The organism is Streptomyces sp. NBC_00080 (genome assembly GCF_045041255.1).
Classification (GTDB): Bacteria; Actinomycetota; Actinomycetes; order Streptomycetales; family Streptomycetaceae; genus Streptomyces; species Streptomyces coriariae.
In genome coordinates, this window is the sequence record NZ_CP108235.1 from 9,720,131 (window position 1) to 9,742,489 (window position 22,359).

Sequence of the window (22,359 nt, forward strand, 5' to 3'; positions counted from 1 at the left end):
TCCTGCTCTCCCATCCCGGCGCCCCCGACCGGTCTACAGCTCGAACTCGAGGTCGACGAGATCTTTGAGTTCGACTTCGAGGCCGTGGGCGCGGCGGCCGTTGTCGCGGAAGTAGACCTCGCCCAGAACCTCGGCGGCGACCTGGAGGAGGTCGTCCTCGTCCAGGCCGGCCTCGCGGGCCTCGAAAAGGCGGGCGGCGTGCCGGGGGTGCAGGGCGAGGGTGAGGTGACGCACCCGGGCCTGGTCGGTGCTGTTGCCGGCGGCGGTGTAGCCGAACCTCGCCTGCACATCGATCATGATGCCGTTCGCGGAGGCGGCGGCCTGCTTCGCCCTGGCCCTGACCTGCGGCTGCCAGCGCACGCGCACCTCACGCTCGAGACGGTCTGCGAGCTCCGGCCGGGGATGTCTGATCTGGTTCTTCACGTACCGTTCGACGGTGCGCTGGCTGATGCCGAGCAGCTCGGCGACCGGTTTCGTACGGCCGCCGTGGTTCTTGACGAGGTAGCGCATCTGCGCCCCTGCGGACTTGGGAACGGGGCGCGTGAACGCCCCCTGCACCGCCTTGTCGAGTTCTTCCCCGACCGTGACCATCGCCGTAACGCTCCCTATTCTCCGGTGTCCTTGGCGGTGACCTCGCCGGTCTTGATGTAGCGGGCGAGGTTGGCGGTCTTGTCGTCGGCGGCGAGCTGCTCGAGGACGTCCGCCCCCCACAGCACGCTCTGGGTGCCTTCGTGCTTGACCATCCCGGGTGACACTCCGAGGCGGAAGCTGCCCGGCACGGTCTTGCCGTTGCTGTCGTAGGGCAGGACGTCCAGGGGGCTGGGGCCGTCGGCGGCGTACACGGCGCAGTCGGAGAGGACCGCGATCGGATACTGTCCGGTGGCCGCTGCCAGGTGGAGCATCTTGCGGTGCATGTTGATGCGGGCCCGGGAGATGACGGTGGCGCGGATGTCCGGCCGCCAGGTCGGGCGGGCGAGAGCGGGCCAGGCCTGCCCCGGCTTCCAGCCGCCGCCGCGCGCCTTCTCCTGCAGCTTGCCGATCCCGCCCTTCACGGTCATCTTGACCGCGTCCACGACGATTCCCAGCTCCGGATCACGGCTCTTGCAGCCGTCCATCGCCTCCAGGAACTCGGCCGGGGACAGCTTCTCCGCGACGCCGAGGTCCGCCATGGTGGCGACGTAGGCATCGCGCAGCCGCTTGTACCAGCCGTCCAGGAACCGGCCGCTCTCACGGCGTACCCAGGCCTCCACGGGCGCGACGTCGTAGCCGAGCTCGACGGCGTACGCCACGGTGGGCGTGGCGTACCAGGCCGGTCCCGTCGGGCGTTCGCCGGTCGGCGTGAACGGGCTGGGCAGCAGCGCGCCGTCGAGGTCGCGCCACTGCTTGGCGACCTTCACCCGGGACAGGTCGACGTGGGAAAGGTCGACCAGCCAGGAGCCGGGCACCGCCGCGTCGAAGACCGGACCGGTGACGTGCACGGGCGGCGTGGCCAGGCCGACGACGGCACCGTTGGCGGCCGCACCGAAGGCGAGGTTCACATCCAGGCCGACCAGGTGCCGCTGCATGCACTCGGCATCGGTCAGATCCCGCGCCCAGTCGTAGGCCTCCTCGAACAGCCTCTCGCCGGGACCGCGCACGTGGAAGCGGGGCAGGTGCGCCAGGACGGGGTGCCCGTCGGTCGCCTCGCACGGCGCGGGGTCCACCGGCTCCGTACCCAGCGAGCCGGGCCGGTGCTCGCGGTGCCGCTTGCCGTTCTCGTCCGGCTCACTCGCGCGGGTCGGCGGATTGAGGGTGGTCATCAGCTGCAGTCCCGTCACCGCGGTGGAGCCGACCGGCGTCATCACCCGGGCCGCGTACACCCCCAGCACCCGGGCGAGTTCCGCGGGATCCAGCTGGGCGGCATGGCCCCAGGCGCGGCCGTCGAGGGCACGCCAGGAGGGGATGCACAGCTGCACGCACTGCCGGCGGCCGCCCTGGGCAGGGCGGTAGATCCGCGCCCACGGCCCCAGCCCCCGCTTCGTCAGCTGCCAGTCCGCGCGCTCAAGCTGCCTGATGACCTTGTGCCCCTCCGGCAGCCGCCCGGCGAGCCGCTCGGACTCCGACAGGACGGCGGGCAGGCCGTAGCGCTCGCACGCGGCTTCGGTGAGGACCAGCAGCGGGTCGGCGTCCTTGCCCGAGCTGTGCAGCTTCTCCGCCCCCAGCTGTGCTTCGGCCAGCGTCCACTCCACCAGCGCGGGCAGCGACTTGGCGGGCACGTCCAGGATCAGACCGCCGACGCCGTACCCGCTCACCTGCCGCTCCGCGTCCGCGTCGAGGACGAGCAGCGGACCGTGCGCGTACGCAGCGCCGGGCGCGGGAGAGGCGGCCGGAGCGGGCTTCTGCGCGCCCGGGCGGCGCGAGGCCGGTGAGGGCCGGGCGGCACGGGCCGCACGCGGCGCGGTGGCCGCAGCACCCACCGCGGCGGGGGACGCCTCGGGCGTGGCCCTGGCCGCAGCCTCGGGCACCCCGCCCGCGGGCGCATCCGCTGTGGGCGCCGGTCCGCTGAACGTCTCCGCCACCGGGGCGTCCTCCTGCGGTGCGCCGGTGTTTTCGGGGGCGGGATAGAGCTGCGCGAGCTGCTTGAGCAGGCGTGCGTACGCCTCCCGCTCCGGCGGCCGCGGCTCGGCCTTGCCCGACTCCCAGCCGCTGACGGTCGCCCGCCGCACGTCGAGGGCGGCGGCCACCTCGTCCAGGGTCAGGGCATGGGCCTGGCGCAGCCGCTTGCGCTCCGCCGGTGGCGGCAGCGGGGAGCGGGACGCGACCAGCGCGTCGACCGCGTCGAACAGCTCGGACATGGGACACCTCCGCTCTCACCCTACCCCATGAAACGTACGCATCGCGTACGGAGAGCGTCGTTTACGCGTACGTCTTGCGTACGTGGGTGGTAGGGTGCTCGATCGGAGGTGCCCTGACCGTGTGCCTGCGAACCTTGGGCGCGGCGTTCGTGTCATCGACGTTTGATCGTGCTGGTCGGTCCGATGCCGGACCCGGGTGCGCGTGTGGGTGCGAGAGCCTGCGACATGGCGGGAGGGGAACCGATGACAGTGCAGAGCGACGGCTGGGCCGGCATGGGCTGGGACTGGACGGATGTCGGCGACATTCGCCGGCGTCTCGACGAAGGCGCTGATCCGGAGAGATGGAGCGGGGGCCGACCGCTGCATCGCGCAGCGGTGTTCGGGTCCCGGGAGGTCGTCGCGGAGCTGGCCGGCCGGGTCGCTGATGTGGACGCGCTGGAGGACGGTGTGACGGCGCTGTGGGAGGCCGTCGTGGCCAGGAAGCCGGACAACGCACGAGCCCTCGCCGCTGCCGGGGCCGATCCCTGGCGACTGTCGCTCGGCGGCTGGTCACCGGGGCGGCTGAGCCTGGCCGGACCGACGCCGGGCCTGTTCCCGGTACCGGAAGGGGTATCCCTGACCGACACCGAGCAGGCGGCAGCGCAGGAGGCCCATCGGCTCACCACGGCACTGGGCGCATTCGACTACGACGGCACGGGCATGGCCTGCGTGGCCGGCATCGACGCGGCCGAGGCGGTGCGCCGTCTTCAGGCGACACCGGTGGACGGCGAAGACATCGATGAGCTGCTGGAAGATCCCTACGCGTACGACATGGACGAGAGCCTGCAGATCATCGGCGTGACGTCGGTGCCGGGCGGCTGCGTCGTCACCCAGCCCTGGGGATACGCGCCGAGTATGCGGGGCGTGCTGGCCCGGTTGTCCGCCGGCACCCTCTGCTACGGCCTGTACGCCAATCCCAAGAGCGGCAACCAGGGCGCCATCGCCCGTCATGGAACCATCGAGGGCTCAGACCTGCACCCCGGCGGAGGACCGCACGAGAACGACAGTCCCGGGGAGGTGCTGGCCTCGTACCTCTACCAGCACAGCGCCGTCGCCTACGCCTGCGCCTTCGCAGGACTGCGCCCGACCGACAGGCGCGCAGTGGCCGGACCTCCCGACCTGTGGGTCGAACTGCCCCGACGCGACTACTGGAGTCACTGACTCAACCCAGGCCATCGTCACCGTGCTGCCACACGCTCGGACAGGCCGCACCGTCTTTCCGGCTCCGGGCCCCCGCCCGGAGGCCGTAGGCCGTCCTTTCGGGATCGAGGAAGAGCTGTCATGACTGTGGTGGAACTGCCGCGCCCCGGCCGCCCCGAGCGCGCGCGGCTCTTTCCCGACCAGGCCGAGGCCGTCCAGCGGCTGGCCCGGCATCTGCGGCGCCCCGGAACGCGGGGCCTGTTCGTGTCGGCGACAGGCACCGGCAAGACGCTGGTGTCCATCCGGACGGCGGACGAACTCGGCGCCCGGCTGCTGCTGTTCGTGGTGCCCACCCTGGACCTGGCGGTCCAGACGGCGCTGGCCTGGCGCCGCGACGGCCACAGCGAGCACATGGTGATCGTCTCCTCCCTCGACGCGAGCGGCCACGACGACCTGGTCGCCGCCCGTGTCATGTCGACCACCGACCCGCACGCACTGGGCGGCCTGATGTCGGTGGTGGGGGAGGGCGACGACCAGATCCCCGCGTTGACGGTGATCTGCACCTACGACTCCCTGAACAAGATCGAGGAAACCCAGAACACCGGGTACGCAGTGCCGCCGTTCGACCTGGCGATCATGGACGAGGCACACCGGATCGCCGGCCGCACCGACAAGAAGTGGGCCGCCGTCAACGACGCCAAGCGCATCCACGCGCAGCGCCGCCTCTACATGACCGCCACCCCCCGCATCTTCGCCGCCCCCGAGCTGGCCGAGTCCGCCGACACCACCCGCCCCCGCCGCCGCCCCCCGGCCGGGGCGGACGCGGAGGCGTTCGCCAACTCCATGGACAACGAGGCCGTCTACGGCAAGAAGGTCTTCGAGTACCCGCTGGCCCAGGCCGTCGCCGACGGCCGGGCGGCGGACTACCGCATCGTGGTCCCCACCCTCACCGACACCGACCTGCGCCACCGCCTCAACCTGCCCGCCTCCGCCACCACTCCTGGCAGCGACAGCGGTGAGGCGGACGGTGCGCTGCGCACCACCGCCCTGCACCTCGCGGTCCTGCGCGCCATGACCGAACACGGGCTGAAGAAGGTCCTCGTCTACTTCAACCTCGTCTCCGACGCCCGCCTCTTCGCCCGCGAACTCCCGCACACCCTGCGCCTGCTGACCAAGGCCAGCCCCGGCCTCGTTCCCGGCATCACCCCGAAGCTGTTCTTCGCCCACGGCGAGCACACCCCCGCCCAGCGCGCGAGCACGTTCACCGCCTTCGCCGCCGCCGACTGCGCGATCCTCGCCAACTCCCGCCTGATCTCCGAAGGCGTCGACATCCCCAGCGTCGACGCGATCGTCTTCGCCGACCCCACCCGCAGCGTCATCCGCTGCGTCCAGGCCCTCGGCCGTGCCCTGCGCCTGGACGTGTCCGGCAAGACCGCCTCCCTGATCGTCCCCGTCTACATCCCGCCCGGCGCCGAAGCCGACAACATCCTCGCCACTCCCTACGAACCCGTCTGGGCGATCGCCTGCGCGCTGGCCAGCCACGACCACCGCATCCTCGAACGCCTCCCCGACAAGGCCAACCGCCTCCCCAGGGAGACCAGCGACGTCATCGAACGCCGCTGGCACTTCGACTTCACCGTCCACCCCGAACGCATCGCCCGCGCCATGGACCTGGCCTCCTTCGACCCCCGCGACCCGGCCGTCTCCCGCACCCGACGCCTCGGCCTCGCCGCCGCCCAGTCCTACCGAGACCAGTACGGCCACCTCGACGTCCCCGCCGACCACGTGGACCCCACCGGCTACACACTCGGCACCTTCATCACCACCATGCGCGACGCGGCGAAAGCCGGCCGCCTCGAAGCTGACTGGACCGCCGAACTCGACGCACTCGGCATGATCTGGGACAAGCACGACGCCGCCTGGCGCTCCCGCCTCACCGCCGCAGCCGACTACCACCGCATGCACGGCCACCTCGCCGCCCCCGCCACCACCCCCGTCGGCGCCTGGCTCGCCGAACAACGCCACCTCGCCACCACGAAACAGCTCGACCCTGCCCGCGCCGACGCCCTCACCGCACTGGCCCCCGACTGGCGCCTCCCGCACGGCGCGGACTGGCACCGCAAATACCACCTGCTGCGCGCCCACCTCGCCTCCGGCGCCGACCCGGCCACGCTCACCAAGGACACCCTCCTGGCCGGGGTGAAGATCGGCTCCTGGCTGCACCGCCAACTCTCCACCTGGCTTACTCTTCACCCCGGCCAGCAACAGCTCATGACCTCCCTCAGCCTGACTCCGGACAGCAACCCGCTCACCCCGCCCCGCCGCGCCCGCCGCACCTTCGCCCAGACCGCCCAGCTCCTGGAACTCTTCCTGCACCGCGAAGGCCGCGCCCCCGCCGCCCGCGAGACGATCCGCGTCGACGGCGACACCGTCAAGATCGGCGCCTGGCTCGCCAAGGCCCGCACCAAACACCGCGCCGGCCAACTGCCCGATGCCGACGCACGCCTGGTCGCCGCCCTCTTCGACAGGGACTGGACGACCGAGGACGCTGTCCCGGCCGCCGTCGCGTAGGCAGTCCGGCTCGCTTCACACACTGCGGGTGCACACCGCTGCTCACCGACGCGATCGCAGGGGGTCTTCGCGCTGGCCGTCGTGCTGGGCCTCAAGCGCGCACACGCCGCGTTCCAGCGCGGGTCGCGGGCGGCCCGGCGGGGAAGCGCGGGAGCCGGCGGACGAGGAGAGTTGCTCGCGGATCTCGCCGGGCCGAGGCCCGCGCCCTCGCCGGTCACCTCGCAGGCCCCTCCGTCCGAGCCCAGGTGCCCGGTCCCAGCGATGTGTAGGCTCCCGCTCTTCTGAGGGCAAGTTCCTGGGTGTTTCAGTCCCCAACGGAGCACGCTGGCACGCCACTCGCTGAGCGGGCCATGGACCGGATCACCGGCACCACCGTCTCGCCGTCGGAGCCGGCCCGCCGCCCGCTCAGCAGGGCCGTTGTCACAGGCAGCGGTTACCTTGCAGCTCAGCACAGAACCAAGGCAGGTTGCGGGAAGAGGAGCGGCAATGGTCGTCGAGATGGGGTACGCGCAGGCGTGGGACCTGCAGGCTTGTGCGCCCTGGCGGCCGATGTCCGCCGAGGAGGCCCGGGAGCGGGATGCCGCCGGGCTTCCGTACGTGGTGGTGTACCGGGAGCCGGGTCGGAAGGCCCCGCTGGAAGTCCGGCTGGTGTCCTGGCGGGACCACTACGTCGGGCTGTGGGTCTACGACGCCCACGGTCGCCGCACCTACGATCTGGACCTGCGGCTGCTGGACGACCCCTCGCGGCTGCTGCGTCGATACTCCGTCGGCTGGTACTACACAGGCCCTGAGATGGCGGAGTTCGACAAGGCGTGCCCGCGCATCACCGTGGACCTCTTCCCGGACGGGAGGGGCCGACGGACGGAGAAGCGGCAGGGGCAGGGCGGGGGCTCCTACGTCACCTCGCCCAGACTCCGGGACGACGAGCGCTGGCTGGACCGCCCCTCCTTCGGGGAGTGGCCGCTGCTCTCGGCCCAGGTGCACGGGCTCGTTGAGCCGCCGGCCTTCGAGGCGGCCGAGGTGGCCGAGGCAGCCGAGCCTGGTGAGGGAGGTGCCCCCGCTACCTGCTGGCGTCCGCCGCGTCCTGCGCAGCCCGGGCCGATCAACGAGTTGTTCCGGTCCGGGGTGCGCGTGACCGACGGGTACCACCCTGAGATGACCGTCGTGGAGCCGCACCGGGTCGGCACCCTGCGCGTCCCCAGCGGGCTGCTGGCCGTCTCCGGCCCGGACATCGACCACGGCGACGGGCCGCGCATTACGGTCCCTGTCCCGCCCGGGGAGTACGTACTCGACGAGGCGCGGGTCCGGTTCAGCTACCACTGCGAGTGGCGGAACGCCGAGGTAACGACCAGAGAACCCATGGCCGTCCGCCTGCTCGTCAGCGAGACCCCCGCAGCGACCTGGGAGATGGCCCTCGGTCCGGACGACGATCCCCGGCTGTTCATCGAGCAGCAGATAGCCGGCTTCGACACCGACGGTGCCACCGGCTGCTTCGCCGACGCCGGGTCCTGGGATCCGCTCATCGCGCTCTTCGAGCGGGGGCTGATCCGGGGGGAGCCGGACCTGGCCGGGTACGAGGACATCGACGACGGTTCCATGTTCATGCGGCGCACCTGGGATGAGGCTTCCGGCGGCGAGCTCATGTCCTTCGCGACGACCGGGGACGGTACCTACCCGGTGTGGGTCGGCCGTTCCGAGGCAGGTGAGGTGACCGGTGTCGTGGTGCTGGTGGAGGGGATGCCTGAGCTGCTCCCGGAGCGGGACGGAACCCCCACCTAGGTGCGCTGGACACGGTAGCGAGATGGAGGCGTCCATGCGGTCCGTACCAGGCGCCGGCCTCGGCCCATGCCGCCTCCCGCACGGTCAACTCCCTGACCCCGAAACGGTATTGCGTTGGCCGTACTTTTTTGCGATGGTCGTAATCATGGATTTGATCGGTGACCTTGCAGCCATCCACGTCCCTGTGCCGCAGCCCGGTGACGTCACGCCGGAGGAGCTCTACCCCGACGCTCTCGCGGAGGCCGAACAGGCCCGCGCCGACTACGCGTTCGCCCTGGAAGCGCAGCACGACGACCAGCGCGAAGACCCCCTGCTGATCGCCCTCGGCAACGCCCGTGCCGCCCGCGAGGCCGCCGACCGCGAGATCCGCCACCTCCTCGCCTACGGGCGGGAGTTCCACGGAGAGCGCCCCTACAAGCTCGAACCCCTCGCCCGGGCCGGCGGCATGACCCCCTCCGGCATCCGCACCGCCTACACCAGCAGCGAGATCCACACCGTCGCCGGCCGGATCGGCCGCACACCCGACAGCCGCCGCGCCCGCCCCCCGGCCCCGCCGGAGCCCTCATGAGCAGCCATCCCGGACCCCCTCCGCCTGCCTGCGGCTGTCTGCCCGCCTGGCCCGCCCTGACCACCGTCATCGAGGGCACCGCCCACCCGGTCGTGCCCTCACCCGCCCACACCCCCGCCTCCGCCCTCTACCTCGCCCGCTGCACCGGATGCGGTGCCGCCTACACCGGCCCCTGGAAACGGCTCAGCACCTCCTCCCGCGCCGCCTGAGGACGCCACTCCGCGAGGTCGTCGACCACCGTCCAGCCACCCGTCACGACGTGGGCCGCGTCCTCGCTACCGGCGAGGCATGACCGTCCCGCCCACCACAAGGTCGGCACCAAACCCCGTCGCAGGAGCGGCACTGACACCGTTGACGGAGCCCCCGTAGCCTGCTTTGACGCAGAGCGACGTGATTTTTTGGCGGGAGACCCCGATGGCAGGCGGCAGCAGGTCCAGCACGGATATCAGAGGCGGCCACATCGGACTGGTCGTCACGATCATTGCCCTGGTCGTCATCGCTAGCTTTTCCGGCCCTCGCTGGACTTTGATCGTCGCGGCGTGCTTCACCGTCTGGTTCATCCTCGCGCTGACCATCATCCGCATCGGGGGCGGACGCGGCGGAGAAGCCCTTCGACGGGCGTACGTCGCTACTTTCGGCTGGGGCGACTACGTCACCCCCTGACGGGGTTTAACGACAAGCTCAGAGCGTGAGCACCGGTCGCGTGGAGAAGTTTTCGTACATGTCCTCTCCGTCCGGTCCGTACACGAACTCGGCCGTCCCGGGGTTGCGGTTGGCGGTCGCCAGGGGGAGCCAGGCCAGCAGATGGCCGTAGCCGCCGCACACCGACTCGCCTCCGTCGCCGCCGTGGACCGCGGTGACGTCGCTGGTCAGTTCGGTGCGGTAGGTGTCGTGGGCGATGTGCAGGCCGAAGGCGTTCAGCTCGTTGTGCGGGCCGGTGTCGTCGCCGTAGGGGATGCGGTCGAGGGGGCAGTCGTCGCCCCACCGGAACAGGGTGTCCGACCCGGCGCCGCAGGCGTGTTCCCACTCGTCGGAGCTCGGCATCCGCAGACCACGGGCCAAGAGGGCGGCAGGCATGTCGGCCGGAGGTTCGGTCAGGTTCTCGTCCTCGACGGCCATGAGGACGGTGTCCAGGTGGACGCTGCGGCGAGCGCTGAGGATCCGCTCGAGGTGGGTCCGCAGATCGGGCCCGTAACCGTAGCCCTGCTCCAGGCTCTCCGCGTAGTCGGCGGCCTGCTGCGCGGTCGGCTTCCAGGTGGCGCCGTCGAAGCCCAGGGACACCCGGCCTCCGGGTATCAGGGCGAACTCCTGCCCGTCCCGCTCGAGACGGATGCGGTGCAGCGGGGCACCTAGGTGTTCCGTGGCCTCGACCAGTGACACCCGGCCGCCCACGTGGTCAGCGGCATTCTGGGCGATCCGCCGGGCGGTGACCTCGTCGAAGGTCCGCCACAGGTCGAGAGTGAGATCAGCGAGCGACATGGCCGGCAGTGTGGCACGCGGCACTGACACAGCACCGATGCCCGCCACGCCGACACCTGCCTTGTGTCCACCGATCCCCTGCCGCCCCGCCGGGAAATCGGCCGTGACGTGGGCAGGACGTTCGTCGTTGTCCGGGCGGTGCCGCCCCTTTCCTGCCGCGCTGTGACGGTGCCCGGCCGAGTGCCGCGTCAGCCCACGACTGACCCGGACTGGTAGGTCCCAGACGCGCCGCGTCACTCACAGCGCCCCGCCGTGCGGCCCCGGCCGCCCGACAGGCGCCGGATCGTGGGGCCGGCCGGAAGACTGCACCGCCATGACCTCACCCCACCCGCGAAGGCGCCCCCAGCGGCGCAGCGAGATCGCCCGTGGCCCGCAGCAAACCGCGGGCCTGCAGGAAGTCCGCGACGCCCTGCCGCCCGCGCCCGGTTCCTGCGCCGTGGCGCCCGCTCCGCTCGCGGCCGATGAGGGCGTACCGCCCGAGTTGCTGGCGCTGGTCACCTACCACTGCCGTCACATCAACGCCTACCTCGCCCGCGCCCAGCACCTGAAGACCCTGCACGGCGACAGCATGAAGCAATGGCAGCGCCTGGTCCTGTACGCCCTGACCGACGCCCTCGCCCACAACCACCTCCTGGTCGGCACCCTCGCCGCCTACCTGCAGCGCCAGGACCTCGACGCCGACCTGCTGCGCCGCTACCTGCAATCCCCCGACCCTGACCGCTACATCACCCGTGAGGCCGTCGAGCACCTCGACGGTCTCACCGGCGCCGTGCCCGAGGAAGCGGCCGAGCCGGTCTGGACCGGCATCGGCCGGCGGATTGCTCGCGACGGCGGCTGACGACCGCGCCAGCTCGATGCTGAGCGCGATGTTCTCCGCGGGCTCGAGGAACGCGTCGCGAGCGCCGGGCCCGGGCGTGGTAGGCGCGGCGCGGGCCGGACTCGCTCAGGCCGAGAAGGACCGCGCTGCCGTCCGGCAGCGCGGTCGGCCGACGCGGCGGGCGGCGCCGACTAACCCTGGGGCCTGGAATCGGCTCAACACCTCATCCCACGCCGCCTGAGGACGCCGCACCGCGGGCCGCGCAACGGGCCGCCCGCCGCCCGGACCTGGCCGCCCGGACCACTCGCGCCCGCCGCCCCCGTCAGGCGTGGGGATCGGCAGGTACGGCCGATGGCGGGCGGTGCAGGAGCGGTGTGCGCTCGGGAATCGCCGTGCGCTGCGCGGGGGCGGGCCGGTGGGTGACGCCGGTGTCGCGCGCGAAGCGGTTGGCTTCGAGTGCGGAGCCGGTTGTCTTGTGCAGCCAGAACACGTACGCCACGGAGGCGATCTGGGCGTCGGTCAGGTGCAGGACCCACCGCTTCACACGGTGGTCGCAGCACGCGGTGCGGACCTCGTCGGTGAGGCCGTCGGCGAGCGGCCGCCGCAGGCGCGCGCCGAGGCTGACGGCCTGCCACAGAGCGGCCATCTGGGACAGACACAGCTCGACCCGCTGGCGTCCCGGTCCGGGACCGCCGGCGGGTGCGGTGTGCCGGGGGCGGGAGGCGGCGTAGAGGAGGAGGTCGTGGCCGTCGGGTGCCAGGCGGGCCGCCCACCTCACAGGGCGGCCTTCCCATGCCGAGAGCGCTGCGCGTTCCTCCCGGTCGGCGAGTTCGATGAGGCCGCGGTCGGCGAGGTTGAGCACACGCTGCTTCACGGGCACCAGCACCGCATCCACCGCCCAGCCGTGCTCCGCGCCACGGCGGCGCGCCTCCACGGTCCTCAGCAGGTCGAGGGTCTTGTCGTCGGCGGCCATTGTTTCCCTCCCGCGCGTGCCTGTCCTGGTATGGCTCAACCGGCGCCGGAGCGCCGGCGTCACGGCCGGCCGGCGGCTGGGCTGTTACTCACTTTCGGGTGACGCCCGGCCCGGGGGCGGGGCGGCGCTCCCGGGCGAGCGGTCAACTCCCGCAAGGGCCCGCAACCTGGCGGGGCGTCAACATTGTGCATGCGAGGCATAAATGGACGATGCATTTAAGAGTCACAGGAATGCGGGCAACAGGTAACACAGGCCGTGATTCCTCCCCAACTGCCGCACGGGGTGGACAGAGTGTGAGTGCGCGGCCGGCCCGGCCGCCACCCGCACACCGCACCTACTTTCCGCAGCGGCCGAGAAGGCCGCTCCTGAGAGCGGTGCCCGCACCATCAGGGGGACTCCTTGACCGCTTCTGTCACCGCCCGCCGTCTGGCCGCCGCAGCCCTCGCCGCCGGCGCCCTGGTCTCGGTGGCGGCGCTGCCGGCCACCGCGGCCGATCATGCCCGCCCGCACCACCCGCAGGTGGAGATCTCGGACGTGCAGTACGACTCCCCGGGCCGCGACGACCGCTCCAACCGCTCCCTGAACAAGGAGTGGGTGGAGCTGACGAACACCACCCGCTACGCGGTCAACCTCGACGGCTGGACCCTGAGGGACGAGTCCGGCCACAAGTACACCTTCGACCACTACCGTCTGGCGGGCCGCGCCACGGTCCGGATCCACACCGGCGAGGGGCGTGACACCCGCGCCGACCTCTACCAGGACCGCCGCGCGTATGTGTGGAACAACGACTACGACACCGCGACCCTGCGCAACGACCACGGCCGCTTCGTCGACGACCAGTCCTGGGGCCACCGCCGCGGCGGCCACCACTGACCCACCCGCCCTCCTGAGGGTGGATGCCGTGCGGCGGCTCGGCAGACCTGACACCCCTGGCGGCGTGCCCACCCTCTCCAAGGGCGGGCACGCCGCCCGGCGTCATGCGCCGGCCACGGTCACTGCGGCACCTGCTCGTAGCTGACCGCGGTGTCAGGGCAGGCCTCCGCCAGGCGGGTCAGTGCGTCGCGCTCGGCAGGGTCGGCGGGCAGCTGCCAGCGCAGCTTGGTCGCCACCCACGCCCCGCCGTACTCACACCGGTAGCCCTCGACGGGCAGCCAGTCCGCGGGGTCCTTGTCGCTCTTGGAACGGTTGGAACTGCCCGAGACCGCGATCAGCGACGCCGGGGCCCCCTGGTCGTTCGCGTACGCCTCGCGCCGGGCGGCCGTCCACGCCGACGCCCCGGAGTCCCAGGCCTCGGCGAGCGGGACCATGTGGTCGACATCGAGCGAGGATGCTGCGGTCACCCACACCTGGTCGTACTCCGAAAACCAGCGCCCGCCCGCCAGCGCGCACCGCGCTCCGGACTCGGGGGCGAGTTTTGCCTCGGCCAGGATGACCTCTTTACGGGTGTCGCATCCGTCGGTGGGGTTGAGGCCCTTGTTCCAGTGCCTGAACAGGTCCCGGCTGTAGCCGTCCCGGCTCTCGGGCGCCTCGCCGATCCACTCCAGTGCCTGGAACAGCGGCACATCCTGCGCGGCCACGGGCGCCGCGGTCACGGTGGTCTGACCAGCGGCAGGAAGTGATGGCCGGGCAGTCGTTGCAGCGGTGGCCGGGGCCGCGACGGGCAGCAGGCAGAGGGCGAGCACGGCGGCGATGCGGGGCAGTCTCTTGATCACACCCCGGGTTGTAGCGGCCAGCCCCTCTGGAGCAGCAGGGCGGGGAAGAGCGCTTCACCCGGGCGGGTGCAGGAGTTCACCTGGAGAAACGCCACAGCAGAGGGACCTTAATCCTAGTGCGCCGGTCTGACCCACCTCGTACGATGCCTCCGACGCTCGAACATCAGTGCACATCGGAGGCATCGGAGGTCACACTTGACCATGTCTTTCGGCACGCGATCGCGTGCCGTTCTCGCATTTCTGGGATCCGTCGGACTGACCCTGACCCTGACCGTCACCGCGTCGCCCGCGAGCGCGGTCGGCAGGACGCCCACGGTGCCCACTGATCTGTTCAACAGCCACAAGAACTGCTCGACCGACGCGGACCGACCCACGTACGTCTCGGCAGCCGCCGGTCTCGGCGTCGAGGGCATCCCGGGAACCACAGACACCGCCAACAACTACCTGGTCACCGCGCAGTACCGGGTCTGGCCGGTCGTCAGCCCGAGCAGCGTCACCACGGTCACCCGTCTCAACGCGCTCGCCGGCATTGAGGCCCCGGCCACTCTGCCGGCCGCTGCTCTCGCCGACGGGCAGACCTACGCGTGGCAGACACAGACGGTGGCCGACGGCACGGCCTCGGACTGGTCGGCCGCCTGCTACGTCACGATCGACAACACCCCTCCCGTGACCACGCCCGCCATCTCCTCTGCTAACTACCTGCCGGACGTGTCCAACCCGGGTGGCGCACCGGCCGAGTTCACCCTGAGCGCCGGCGGCGACGACGATGTCACCGGATTCGAGTACGCCTGGTTTCAGCCCCTCCCGATCATCGGCATCGTCAACCTCGGCGATCACGGCATTCCGCAGGTCGTGGACCCGTACTCGAAGCCCCAATACTTCATGCGCGCCGACGTCCCCGGCGGGTCAGCCACGGTCCGCCTGGTGCCGCCGAGCGGCTCGGGTCCGAAGACTCTGTGGGTGCGAAGCCTGGACCGGGCCTTCAACACGTCGGAGGCCACCAGCTACATGTTCTTCGTGGGCCCCACGGCACCAAGCGTTACCCCAGCCGTCCCGTCGCCCGAGTTCGGAGAGCCGACCGAGTTCACGCTCCGGCCCGCGCCAGGACTCCAGTCCAGGAATCCGGTCGTCAGCTACTCCGTCGAAACTATCGGCGGTCAGATCTATGGCAAGCCCGTCGAGGTGGCGGCGGAGACGGACGGGACGGCGAAGGTGACGGTGGTCCTGGACGGCATCTATGGCGAGGCTGTCCAAGTGACCAGCAAGAGCGCGGACGGCTGGGTCTCCGACATGGGCCGGTGGAGCAGCACCTACGACACCACTCCCACGGTCGTTTCGGACGTCTACCCCGAGAACGGTCCGGGTGGCGGAGCAGGAGTCCCGGGCTCCTTTACGTTCACGCCCAAGGTCAAGGACGTCGCCTCCTACACGTATTCCTTCAACGGGGGCCCCGAGGTCACGGTCACCGCGGGCGACGACCTCTCCGCGAGCGTCGACTGGATCCCTGCCACCGACGGCTTCTACGACCTTATGGTCTACGCGACCACCAGCTCGGGCGCCCAACTGGCTCCCTATGACTACTACTTCACCGTGAACTGAGACGGCGAACCGCCGTCACAGAAGGGCAGCCGCGCCTGCCACGGCCGGACGGCGAGTGGCCGCCACTCCTCAGGGGTGCGGGCCGCCCCAGCCGGCCCGCTCCTGAAACCGCTGCAAGGCGAACGGGCGCCGGCGCCGGACAGTACCGGCGCCCCCCTACGGACTGCGGGCAGCTGCGGGTTCCCGTAGGGCCGTCTCCCGTAAGGCCGCGCAGTGTCAGTGCTGCGCCGTAGCGTCGGCCTATGAACTTCCAGTACATACCGCCGGTTCCGGCAGAGCAGATCCGTCAGCTGCCCACGCGAGACGTCGCCCTCCTGCTGCTGCGGCACCTTGCCAGCAGCACCGGATACCTGCAGTACGTGGGCACCATGAGCTCGGCTCGGCAGGCGTTCCAGGAAGAGCCGGATACGGACGCGCTGGTGAACCGGCTGTCCGATGCCTGGTGCTGGCTGGAGGCGCAGGCGCTGCTGACTCGCGAGCCCAGCCAGTCCGAGGCGTTCCGCCGGATCTCCAGCGACGGTGTGGACCTGGCGAAGGACCCGCAGGGCATCACGAGGTTCGAGGCCCGCGAACGGCTCTCCGGCCCGCTCCACCGCGACCTGGAAGGCACGGTGCGCACCAACTTCGACCTGGGGGACTACGAGACGGCGTCCTTCGCCGCGATGAAGGCGGTCGAGGTCGCCGTCCGCGACGCCTCCGGACTCGACAACTCCCTGGTCGGAGTGAGGCTGATGCGCGAAGCGTTCCGGCCTCACGAGAACGGCAAGACCGGCGGTACGCTCGCCGACGCAGAAGCCGAGGGCGGCGAACAGACGGCCACCGCCAACCTGTTCGCCGGCGCCATGGGCGCCTACAAGAACCCTGCCAGCCACCGCACCGTCGACTTCGACGACCCGATCGAGGCAGCAGAGATCATCCAGTTCGCCGACCTGCTGCTGCGCCAGGTCGAGCGCGCCAAGCGCCGCCAGCCCGCGCCGACGACATAGATCCATACATGGTGCGGGGGCGGGTTTGGGCACCCGGCCCGGTCGCAGTGGCACCCTGCAAGCAGGGGTGCGACGGCCTGCAGGAAGCCCGCCTCCTGCCCGCCTCTTGAGGTGTCCTCAGGGAGCCGGCCGACGCCGATATCCAGGGCGCGTCTGGCGGGAGTGGTGGTCCACGCGGCCGCCGTGCACGCGGACGCGCAGCGGCGCCAAGGTCGCAGCCGGCGACTTTCCAGCCCGCGCACACGCTGGCCGCCGACGACCATGCCCGCGTCCTGCTGCGCCTGGCGTCCACGGGCCTGCTGGCTGGCACCGCCCAGCACGTGGGATCTCGCCCTCGTCGGCCTCGCGGTGGCTTGGTGGCACCACGAGTGACCCCCTCAGGGGGTCACGTGGGCGCCATCGAGACGGCGGTGCACCATCGACAGCGTGGTCAGCAGCTCCAGCAACTCCTCATCGGTGACCGTGCGGTGAAGCCGCGGCTCGTGCGCGGCCGGGTTGCGGTACATGCTGAACAAGCCCTTGACCAGGTTCGCCAGCCCCTTCTGCTCATCCAGCTCGGGCCCTGTGGCGTTCGCGTTGATGGCCACGCGGGCGGTTCCCTGGCCGGGCATGAGCACCGTGTCGACCAGCCGCGCCCCGTCCAGGCCCTGGCCGGTGAGCGTCCGCAGCCTGTCGGCCACCGACTTGACCGCCTCCAGGCTGGCGTGGAAGGAGTTCTTGGCCAGGATCTCCAGCGTGCAGTAGCGCAGCACCTCCGGATGCGTAGAGCGACGGCGCAGCTCGGCCCGCAGGGAACTGGCGTGCCGTGCCGCCTCGCTCAACGTGGCAGCCGCCGGCCCCCTGGCCATGCTCCCCTCGTCGTTCACCCGCAGCCCGACATGGACGAGGATTTCGTTGAGGTCGTCCTGCCGGCGCGAGAACGTGTGCGGCTGCTGGACGTAGCGCACCGGGGCCATCGCCTCTTTGATGAACGCGATCACGCAGTTCGACGCCTGCTGGCGCGCCTGCTGCGCCAGCAGCGCCCCGGCCAGGCGGTCCCGCTTGTTACCGCCGTCCACGTCTGGCACCTTCACGACTGCCAGCAGCTGCCCGATCTCCCGCCCGGTCAAGCCTTGCGCGGTGTCGCCGAGCACACCTGCCACCGCCGTGACGACCGTCGCCGGCCAAGGCTCGTGACGTGTTGTCATGTCCTGTCCCCTTCCCCTCGCCCATAGCCAACCGGCCAGGATGGCACGGGCGCGGAAGGTCAGCAGCCCCTTTCTCCACCCACGAAAGATCGAGACCCCACAGCAACACCCTGTTCCGTACTGCACCGCCGGGCGCTGCCAGGAGGGCGGCCGTGTTGCAGGTCCGCAAGGAGTTGGTCGATGAGGGCTTCTCGTAGGCGGGCCGGCCGTGGGCGCGCATGGCGGCATGCTCGCAACGTCCCGACGTCGCGGCGGCGGCCCGCCTGTCGCAGTCGCGCCCGTGCGGCGCCCGCCCGGCCCCCGGCAGGAGCAGGTGAAGGCTGCTCCGGCGTGCGGAGGCGCCGAGGCGTGAGGTGCAGCGACTGCGGCACGGCAGTGTTCTGATCCTCTGGCCTGGCCTGGAGGCTGTCTCGACTTCCGCTGTGCAATGTTGACTTGAAAACGCTGTGCCGATGTGTTTGCAAGTGGTGTACCAATGGGCATCGAAAGTGTTGTAGCCAACTACAGCACTAAGTGGAGAGGGAGAAGTCCTTGGTCTACGACATTCGTCCGCTCGCCAACGGGCTGCGGACAGACCACCCGGTGCCCGGTCTGCCGTTCGTCGACGACTCACACCTGCCGCTCGACGACGGCCCCGACGCCATCGAGGCAGTCGGCCGGAACCAGGGCGAAGGCATGTGGGGCCGGTGCGACACCTCCCGCGAGGGGGGCTGGCTGGCCTTCACCACCGACCCGATCGCCCACCACCTGGGCTGGGCCGTCCGCTACCACCCCGAGCACGGGCGCACCGTGCTCCTGCTGCGCGATAAGGACACTGCCGGCCTGCACACCTACTGGTCGGGAGCGCCGCTGCTGTTCCGGGCCGGCGGCTACTGGTGGGACGGCGACGCCTGGTACCGGCCCGGACAGATCTGGGACCCGGTCACCGAGGACTACGCACGCCACACGGCACGCGCCACGGCCACCGTCCACGCCGACGACATGCTCGACGGCCGCGCCCACCCGGACCGCGCACCCGTGCACAAGGTCGCCACGTTCGACCCCGCCACCGCGGCGCCCAAGGACTGGCTCGACCACCTGACCCGGTGGGCGCAGCACCACCAGAAGCAGGACGATCCCCTGCCGCTGGAGAAGTGTGTCGTCGACCTGGCCAGTCCCGAACTCACCGGGGACCGGCTGCTCGGCGTGCCCGAGATGGCCGCGCTGGGCGGCATCACGGCCTCCACACTGCGGGGCTACATCTCCCGAGGAGAGAACGACGTGCCGCTTCCCCAGGCGACCGTCGGCGGACGGGCCCAGTGGTCACGACCGGTCGCCGAGGACTGGGCGGAAGCCCGGCGCCGCTCCTCCGAGGGGCTGAAGGACGCCATGTCGGCCGGCGACCGGCACCGTCTCGCCCCGGGAGCGGCTCAGATCCGCGACCGCTTCAGCGAGACCTTCTTCAGCTTCCTGTGGAAGCGGCCCGACATCCGCAGGCGGTGGGGCCTGCGCCATCGCAACGAGCCGAACGTGCGGGAGGTGGCCGACCAACTGGCCTTCGAGGTCGCCGACAGCCTCAGGCGGATCATTCCGACCGACGCCCTGGGGCCGACCCTGCGCCACGCCGTCCTGGAGGACTTCGCCACCTCGCTGCGCGTCAGCGAACGCCGGGGCGGCCAGCTCAAGGCCTTCGACCTCATCCTGTCGGTTCCCCTGGCGAAGATGCTCAGCTGGTTCATCCAGCACTTCCCGACCTCGGCCCAGTGGTACGTCGGCGAGATCATGGGTGAGGCGGACAAGCAGCTCGGCATCCCCGCCCGGGTGACGGGCGAAGCGCTGCGGCGGTCCGCGACCACGAACGGGGAACTCGACGGGCAGACCGCGAAGGAGTTCTTCTCCCGTGCCGTCCCGCGCGAGCCGGAGGGATGAGGTTCTTCACCGATCGTGAGGGGCGCCAAGCCAATCCCAGTGGCTTGGCGCCCCTGACGACTGTACTGGCGAGCGGAGCCGGCCCGGGAGCAGCACCGGGAACAGCGCTGGCCGTCACGCTGCCGTCCTCGTGAAGCCCTCTGCACAGCCCTCATTCCGTCCCCCAGGTCCGCAACGGCACCGCAGGGGCGGCCGGGCCTTGAGACCGGCCGCCGATCCCGCTCGACTCGCGGAACAGCTCACCGGCCCTTCAGGGAGCCGTGCTTGTGCGTACTGCGTGGCGTATGCGGGGGTCGGCGGTGCGGTCGTCGGCGAGGTGGCTGAAGTGCTGGGCGGATTCCGGGTGCTCGCGCAGGACCGCGGCCATGACGGATGCGGCTTCGCTCTCCAGAGCCCGCAGCCAGGGAGTGATCTTGGCTCGGGCGCTCCACTGGTCCCAGGCCCCGTCCCAGGTGCACATGGTGTGCGCGGCCTCTTCCAGCAGATCCCAGTCGCACTGGTCGGCGGCGTAGGCGCAGATGTCCCGGAGCCAGATCACGACGGCTGCGGCGTCGCCGAACTGCACCATGTGCGTGTCGTCTCCGTCGACGTGCTCGGCCAGGGCACGCAGGAGGCTGTGAGCTTGCGCGGGGTCGCGTTCGAGGGCCGGTCCCGCCTGCTGGATGTCGAGGCGAGCGAGCACACCGACGTGGATTTCGTAGTCTTCGGGGTGACCGCCGGCCAAGGCCAGCAGCGTGTCCGCGGCGGCCGAGTCGCCGGTATCCGCGGCTTCGAGCAGCGCCTGGGCGCTCTCAAGGGGGTCTGCGGGGATGTCCGCGTGCTCGCGGTCGATCAGGGCGAGCAGCTCGCTGGCGGTCTGAGGGCGACGCTGCGGGTCCAGATGCGTGGTGGCGCGGACGACGGGGCGCCACGGGCCGGGAGGGGGGCAGTTCCGCCCTGTCGCCCGACAGACCCCCTTCTCCGCCCGTCTCCGCCTGGTGGAGACGGAGGCCTGAGCGGCATGGTGGGGCCCGTTGCTGTCTGCCGGGCCCTGGGAGCCGTAAGGGGTACAGGCAGGGCCCGCACGGGGCCCTCCCGCCCCGCACGAGAGGCCCCACCATGGCCCAGCGCATCCGCATCTACACGGTGATCAACGCGAGCGCCGTTCTCGGCCCCGGCGCCGTCCACCATTTCGCGGCCCCCGACGCCCCGGCCGGAGCCGTCCGCACCATCACGGTCCACGGCCAGCGCCACCGCGTCTGCGCCGAGGGCTACCTCGTCCACGACGAGGTGTACGGCCGCATCCCTGCCGCCCGATTCATCGACGTCTACCTGTAGGCGGGTCCGGCGGGGAGCGCTCATCGAGGACGCGGGCGCTCCCCGCCGGTGCGTCACTTGCCGAAGCGCACGCAGCCCAGGGTGAGAATCCCTCCCGCGGCGAGGCCGTAGGTGAGCCAGGGGGTCGGACCGGCGGGGATGATGTGGGCCACCTCCCCCGCCTTGATCACGAACGGGGAGGCGAGCGTCACGGCGGCATTCGAAGGGAGCCAGACCCGGCCCCGGATCGTTCGGGAGCGTCCCCCGATTGTGAAGGTGATGCCGGGCTTGTTGGAGTCGGGGAACTTCTCTCGTGGTGTCACGATGGGTGTTGCCTCCTGTTGTCTCGACGCGTGGAACCGGCGATACACGGAGCACTCGGGGCCGCCCTTCCTAGGGGGCGGCCCCTCTCCGTGCCTGGCGGTCTCTCGACCGCTAAACCCATGATGACCAGCGGTTCCGACACTCCTGTACACAGACGACGGTCCGCGGGCGTATGCCGGGGAGCCCTCCCTGGCGAGCTCTCGCGCTCGCTGATTGCGCGGGCTGAGCTGCGTGTTTGCCGATTGCCGGCGCCGTCTGTGCGGCCTTCGAGGCATGTCCGGCTGTTCGAGAGCTCTTTCGGCCCCTGACCTGCGGGAACGGCTCCTTTGGGGCACCCAGGTCACGCTCTGCGGGATCGTCGCTAGAGCGAGCGAAAATCACCCGTTCGGGTTGGAATGCCTATTGGTTCTTCCGCAAGGGTGAGTCGCGGCTGAACTTCGTGCCGGGCAAGGGGTGTTGGAGTGGTTGCTCCTCGCCGTGCGGTCCGGGAACGGCCGGCGACGGCGCATGTCGAAGATGTCCGCGTCCCGTGGCCCTCGGCGACCATCTTGTTGCGGGTCGAACGGCCTGCCGGGCCGCCTACGGCCTGCGAGGCGGGCGCCGGGGCAAGTCCGCCAGATACGCCTCCTCGACGCCCCGGGATGGCCCCACGGCGCTCCCGCGCGCCTTCGACAAGCAGCTCGCGTAGGATCCGGCCCGGACCGGCACCCGGCTGATCGACGAAGTGCGCCGCGTCCTGCGCCACTTCATGCAGCGCGAACGCAGGCCTGCCAGGTGTTCAGCCTCGCCCGGCAGGTCCGCCAAGGGACCGAATGCGCCTTGCCGATGACCGACCGGCTTCCTCCGGCCGACCCGGCAGCCCGGCCTCTGCCCGGCCCCCAGGGGGCCGGGCCCTGCGGCGACGGTCGCTGAACCGCCCTGCCGCGCCGCCTAGAGCGGTCACGGCTTCAGCAAGACGGCCAGGGCCGTGAAGGCGGCCAGGGCGATGCCGAGCGCCGGAACGAGACTCGGGTAGAGCACGGCGATCAGCGCGACGAACGCGGTCCCGATCAGCAGGACGGCGAGGGTGAGGCGGTCCTGGCGCGGGTCGTTGGGCATGTGGTCCTCCTGTGGATCGAGCGAAAAGGTGTCCCCTCCGGGCACCGGG

21 protein-coding genes are annotated in these 22,359 nt (G+C 71.1%); 12 read left to right on the forward strand and 9 right to left on the reverse strand.

The window, feature by feature from the left end; genetic code table 11:
• Positions 1-33: 33 nt before the first annotated feature.
• Both tpg and tap read right to left on the reverse strand, forming a co-directional pair.
• Complete coding sequence (gene tpg / locus OHU34_RS43415; RefSeq protein WP_405763980.1) at positions 34-591, reverse strand: telomere-protecting terminal protein Tpg; 558 nt, start codon at positions 589-591, stop codon at positions 34-36.
• Between the two features lie 14 nt (positions 592-605).
• Positions 606-2,834: a telomere-associated protein Tap gene (gene tap, locus OHU34_RS43420; protein WP_405763978.1), complete on the reverse strand. Its 2,229-nt coding sequence runs from the start codon at positions 2,832-2,834 to the stop codon at positions 606-608.
• Positions 2,835-3,077: 243 nt separating this feature from the next.
• On the opposite strand from tap, the gene OHU34_RS43425 reads away from it, so the two are divergent.
• From OHU34_RS43425 to OHU34_RS43450, 6 genes are all read left to right on the forward strand, one after another.
• Positions 3,078-4,034, forward strand: a complete 957-nt coding sequence (locus OHU34_RS43425) for an ankyrin repeat domain-containing protein (protein ID WP_405763976.1) — start codon at positions 3,078-3,080, stop codon at positions 4,032-4,034.
• A 120-nt stretch (positions 4,035-4,154) separates the two neighbouring features.
• On the forward strand, positions 4,155-6,584 hold the full coding sequence (locus OHU34_RS43430; RefSeq protein WP_405763974.1) for a Helicase associated domain protein: 2,430 nt from the start codon (positions 4,155-4,157) through the stop codon (positions 6,582-6,584).
• 486 nt (positions 6,585-7,070) lie between these two features.
• Positions 7,071-8,363 (forward strand): DUF4241 domain-containing protein, encoded by a 1,293-nt coding sequence (locus OHU34_RS43435; protein ID WP_405763972.1) that lies wholly within the window; start codon positions 7,071-7,073, stop codon positions 8,361-8,363.
• A 145-nt stretch (positions 8,364-8,508) separates the two neighbouring features.
• Positions 8,509-8,931, forward strand: a complete 423-nt coding sequence (locus OHU34_RS43440) for a hypothetical protein (protein ID WP_405763971.1) — start codon at positions 8,509-8,511, stop codon at positions 8,929-8,931.
• Entirely contained in the window at positions 8,928-9,140 is a 213-nt protein-coding gene (locus OHU34_RS43445; protein ID WP_405763969.1) for a hypothetical protein, read from the forward strand. Before OHU34_RS43440 ends, OHU34_RS43445 begins: the two co-directional genes overlap by 4 nt.
• A 205-nt stretch (positions 9,141-9,345) precedes the next feature.
• Positions 9,346-9,594 carry a hypothetical protein gene (locus tag OHU34_RS43450; protein WP_405763967.1) on the forward strand — a complete coding sequence of 83 codons (249 nt, stop codon included), beginning with the start codon at positions 9,346-9,348 and terminating at the stop codon, positions 9,592-9,594.
• Positions 9,595-9,612: 18 nt separating this feature from the next.
• Here the strand turns inward: OHU34_RS43450 and OHU34_RS43455 are convergent, their stop codons facing one another.
• The gene (locus tag OHU34_RS43455) at positions 9,613-10,410 is read right to left on the reverse strand and encodes a hypothetical protein (RefSeq protein ID WP_405763965.1); all 798 of its coding nucleotides are present in this window, start codon (positions 10,408-10,410) and stop codon (positions 9,613-9,615) included.
• A 313-nt stretch (positions 10,411-10,723) separates the two neighbouring features.
• Here OHU34_RS43455 and OHU34_RS43460 point away from each other — a divergent pair, with 313 nt between their 5' ends.
• Entirely contained in the window at positions 10,724-11,248 is a 525-nt protein-coding gene (locus tag OHU34_RS43460; protein WP_405763963.1) for a hypothetical protein, read from the forward strand.
• A 301-nt stretch (positions 11,249-11,549) separates the two neighbouring features.
• Here the strand turns inward: OHU34_RS43460 and OHU34_RS43465 are convergent, their stop codons facing one another.
• Entirely contained in the window at positions 11,550-12,200 is a 651-nt protein-coding gene (locus tag OHU34_RS43465) for a DUF6417 family protein (protein WP_405763961.1), read from the reverse strand.
• 399 nt (positions 12,201-12,599) lie between these two features.
• Between OHU34_RS43465 and OHU34_RS43470 the strand changes: the two genes are divergently transcribed.
• Complete coding sequence (locus tag OHU34_RS43470) at positions 12,600-13,073, forward strand: lamin tail domain-containing protein (RefSeq protein WP_405763959.1); 474 nt, start codon at positions 12,600-12,602, stop codon at positions 13,071-13,073.
• 119 nt (positions 13,074-13,192) lie between these two features.
• Here the strand turns inward: OHU34_RS43470 and OHU34_RS43475 are convergent, their stop codons facing one another.
• A complete protein-coding gene (locus tag OHU34_RS43475; protein WP_405763958.1) occupies positions 13,193-13,912 on the reverse strand; it encodes an HNH endonuclease family protein in 720 nt (239 codons plus the stop codon).
• A gap of 315 nt (positions 13,913-14,227) precedes the next feature.
• Here OHU34_RS43475 and OHU34_RS43480 point away from each other — a divergent pair, with 315 nt between their 5' ends.
• Positions 14,228-15,511: a hypothetical protein gene (locus OHU34_RS43480; RefSeq protein ID WP_405763957.1), complete on the forward strand. Its 1,284-nt coding sequence runs from the start codon at positions 14,228-14,230 to the stop codon at positions 15,509-15,511.
• Positions 15,512-15,753: 242 nt separating this feature from the next.
• Positions 15,754-16,497, forward strand: coding sequence for a TIGR02391 family protein (locus OHU34_RS43485; protein ID WP_405763955.1), 744 nt, complete (start codon positions 15,754-15,756; stop codon positions 16,495-16,497).
• Positions 16,498-16,874: 377 nt separating this feature from the next.
• On the opposite strand, the gene OHU34_RS43490 is transcribed toward OHU34_RS43485, so the two are convergent.
• Positions 16,875-17,684 (reverse strand): TIGR02391 family protein, encoded by an 810-nt coding sequence (locus tag OHU34_RS43490; RefSeq protein ID WP_405763953.1) that lies wholly within the window; start codon positions 17,682-17,684, stop codon positions 16,875-16,877.
• Positions 17,685-18,215: 531 nt separating this feature from the next.
• Here OHU34_RS43490 and OHU34_RS43495 point away from each other — a divergent pair.
• Entirely contained in the window at positions 18,216-19,592 is a 1,377-nt protein-coding gene (locus tag OHU34_RS43495; protein ID WP_405763951.1) for a helix-turn-helix transcriptional regulator, read from the forward strand.
• 250 nt (positions 19,593-19,842) lie between these two features.
• On the opposite strand, the gene OHU34_RS43500 is transcribed toward OHU34_RS43495, so the two are convergent.
• The gene (locus OHU34_RS43500) at positions 19,843-20,316 is read right to left on the reverse strand and encodes a hypothetical protein (protein ID WP_405763949.1); all 474 of its coding nucleotides are present in this window, start codon (positions 20,314-20,316) and stop codon (positions 19,843-19,845) included.
• Between the two features lie 374 nt (positions 20,317-20,690).
• Here OHU34_RS43500 and OHU34_RS43505 point away from each other — a divergent pair, with 374 nt between their 5' ends.
• Positions 20,691-20,909: a hypothetical protein gene (locus OHU34_RS43505; RefSeq protein WP_405763947.1), complete on the forward strand. Its 219-nt coding sequence runs from the start codon at positions 20,691-20,693 to the stop codon at positions 20,907-20,909.
• Positions 20,910-20,962: 53 nt separating this feature from the next.
• On the opposite strand, the gene OHU34_RS43510 is transcribed toward OHU34_RS43505, so the two are convergent.
• Together OHU34_RS43510 and OHU34_RS43515 are read right to left on the reverse strand one after the other, a co-directional pair.
• Positions 20,963-21,100, reverse strand: a complete 138-nt coding sequence (locus tag OHU34_RS43510; protein ID WP_405763945.1) for a hypothetical protein — start codon at positions 21,098-21,100, stop codon at positions 20,963-20,965.
• A gap of 1,051 nt (positions 21,101-22,151) precedes the next feature.
• Positions 22,152-22,310 (reverse strand): hypothetical protein, encoded by a 159-nt coding sequence (locus tag OHU34_RS43515; protein ID WP_405763943.1) that lies wholly within the window; start codon positions 22,308-22,310, stop codon positions 22,152-22,154.
• Positions 22,311-22,359 lie beyond the last annotated feature (49 nt).

Bases quoted from the DNA above. Each gene is read 5' to 3' on its own strand.
- tpg (WP_405763980.1), bottom strand. From the start codon at position 591: ATGGTCACGGTCGGGGAAGAACTCGACAAGGCGGTGCAGGGGGCGTTC.
- tap (WP_405763978.1), bottom strand. From the start codon at position 2,834: ATGTCCGAGCTGTTCGACGCGGTCGACGCGCTGGTCGCGTCCCGCTCC.
- OHU34_RS43425 (WP_405763976.1), top strand. From the start codon at position 3,078: ATGACAGTGCAGAGCGACGGCTGGGCCGGCATGGGCTGGGACTGGACG.
- OHU34_RS43430 (WP_405763974.1), top strand. From the start codon at position 4,155: ATGACTGTGGTGGAACTGCCGCGCCCCGGCCGCCCCGAGCGCGCGCGG.
- OHU34_RS43435 (WP_405763972.1), top strand. From the start codon at position 7,071: ATGGTCGTCGAGATGGGGTACGCGCAGGCGTGGGACCTGCAGGCTTGT.
- OHU34_RS43440 (WP_405763971.1), top strand. From the start codon at position 8,509: ATGGATTTGATCGGTGACCTTGCAGCCATCCACGTCCCTGTGCCGCAG.
- OHU34_RS43445 (WP_405763969.1), top strand. From the start codon at position 8,928: ATGAGCAGCCATCCCGGACCCCCTCCGCCTGCCTGCGGCTGTCTGCCC.
- OHU34_RS43450 (WP_405763967.1), top strand. From the start codon at position 9,346: ATGGCAGGCGGCAGCAGGTCCAGCACGGATATCAGAGGCGGCCACATC.
- OHU34_RS43455 (WP_405763965.1), bottom strand. From the start codon at position 10,410: ATGTCGCTCGCTGATCTCACTCTCGACCTGTGGCGGACCTTCGACGAG.
- OHU34_RS43460 (WP_405763963.1), top strand. From the start codon at position 10,724: ATGACCTCACCCCACCCGCGAAGGCGCCCCCAGCGGCGCAGCGAGATC.
- OHU34_RS43465 (WP_405763961.1), bottom strand. From the start codon at position 12,200: ATGGCCGCCGACGACAAGACCCTCGACCTGCTGAGGACCGTGGAGGCG.
- OHU34_RS43485 (WP_405763955.1), top strand. From the start codon at position 15,754: ATGAACTTCCAGTACATACCGCCGGTTCCGGCAGAGCAGATCCGTCAG.
- OHU34_RS43490 (WP_405763953.1), bottom strand. From the start codon at position 17,684: ATGACAACACGTCACGAGCCTTGGCCGGCGACGGTCGTCACGGCGGTG.
- OHU34_RS43505 (WP_405763947.1), top strand. From the start codon at position 20,691: ATGGCCCAGCGCATCCGCATCTACACGGTGATCAACGCGAGCGCCGTT.
- OHU34_RS43515 (WP_405763943.1), bottom strand. From the start codon at position 22,310: ATGCCCAACGACCCGCGCCAGGACCGCCTCACCCTCGCCGTCCTGCTG.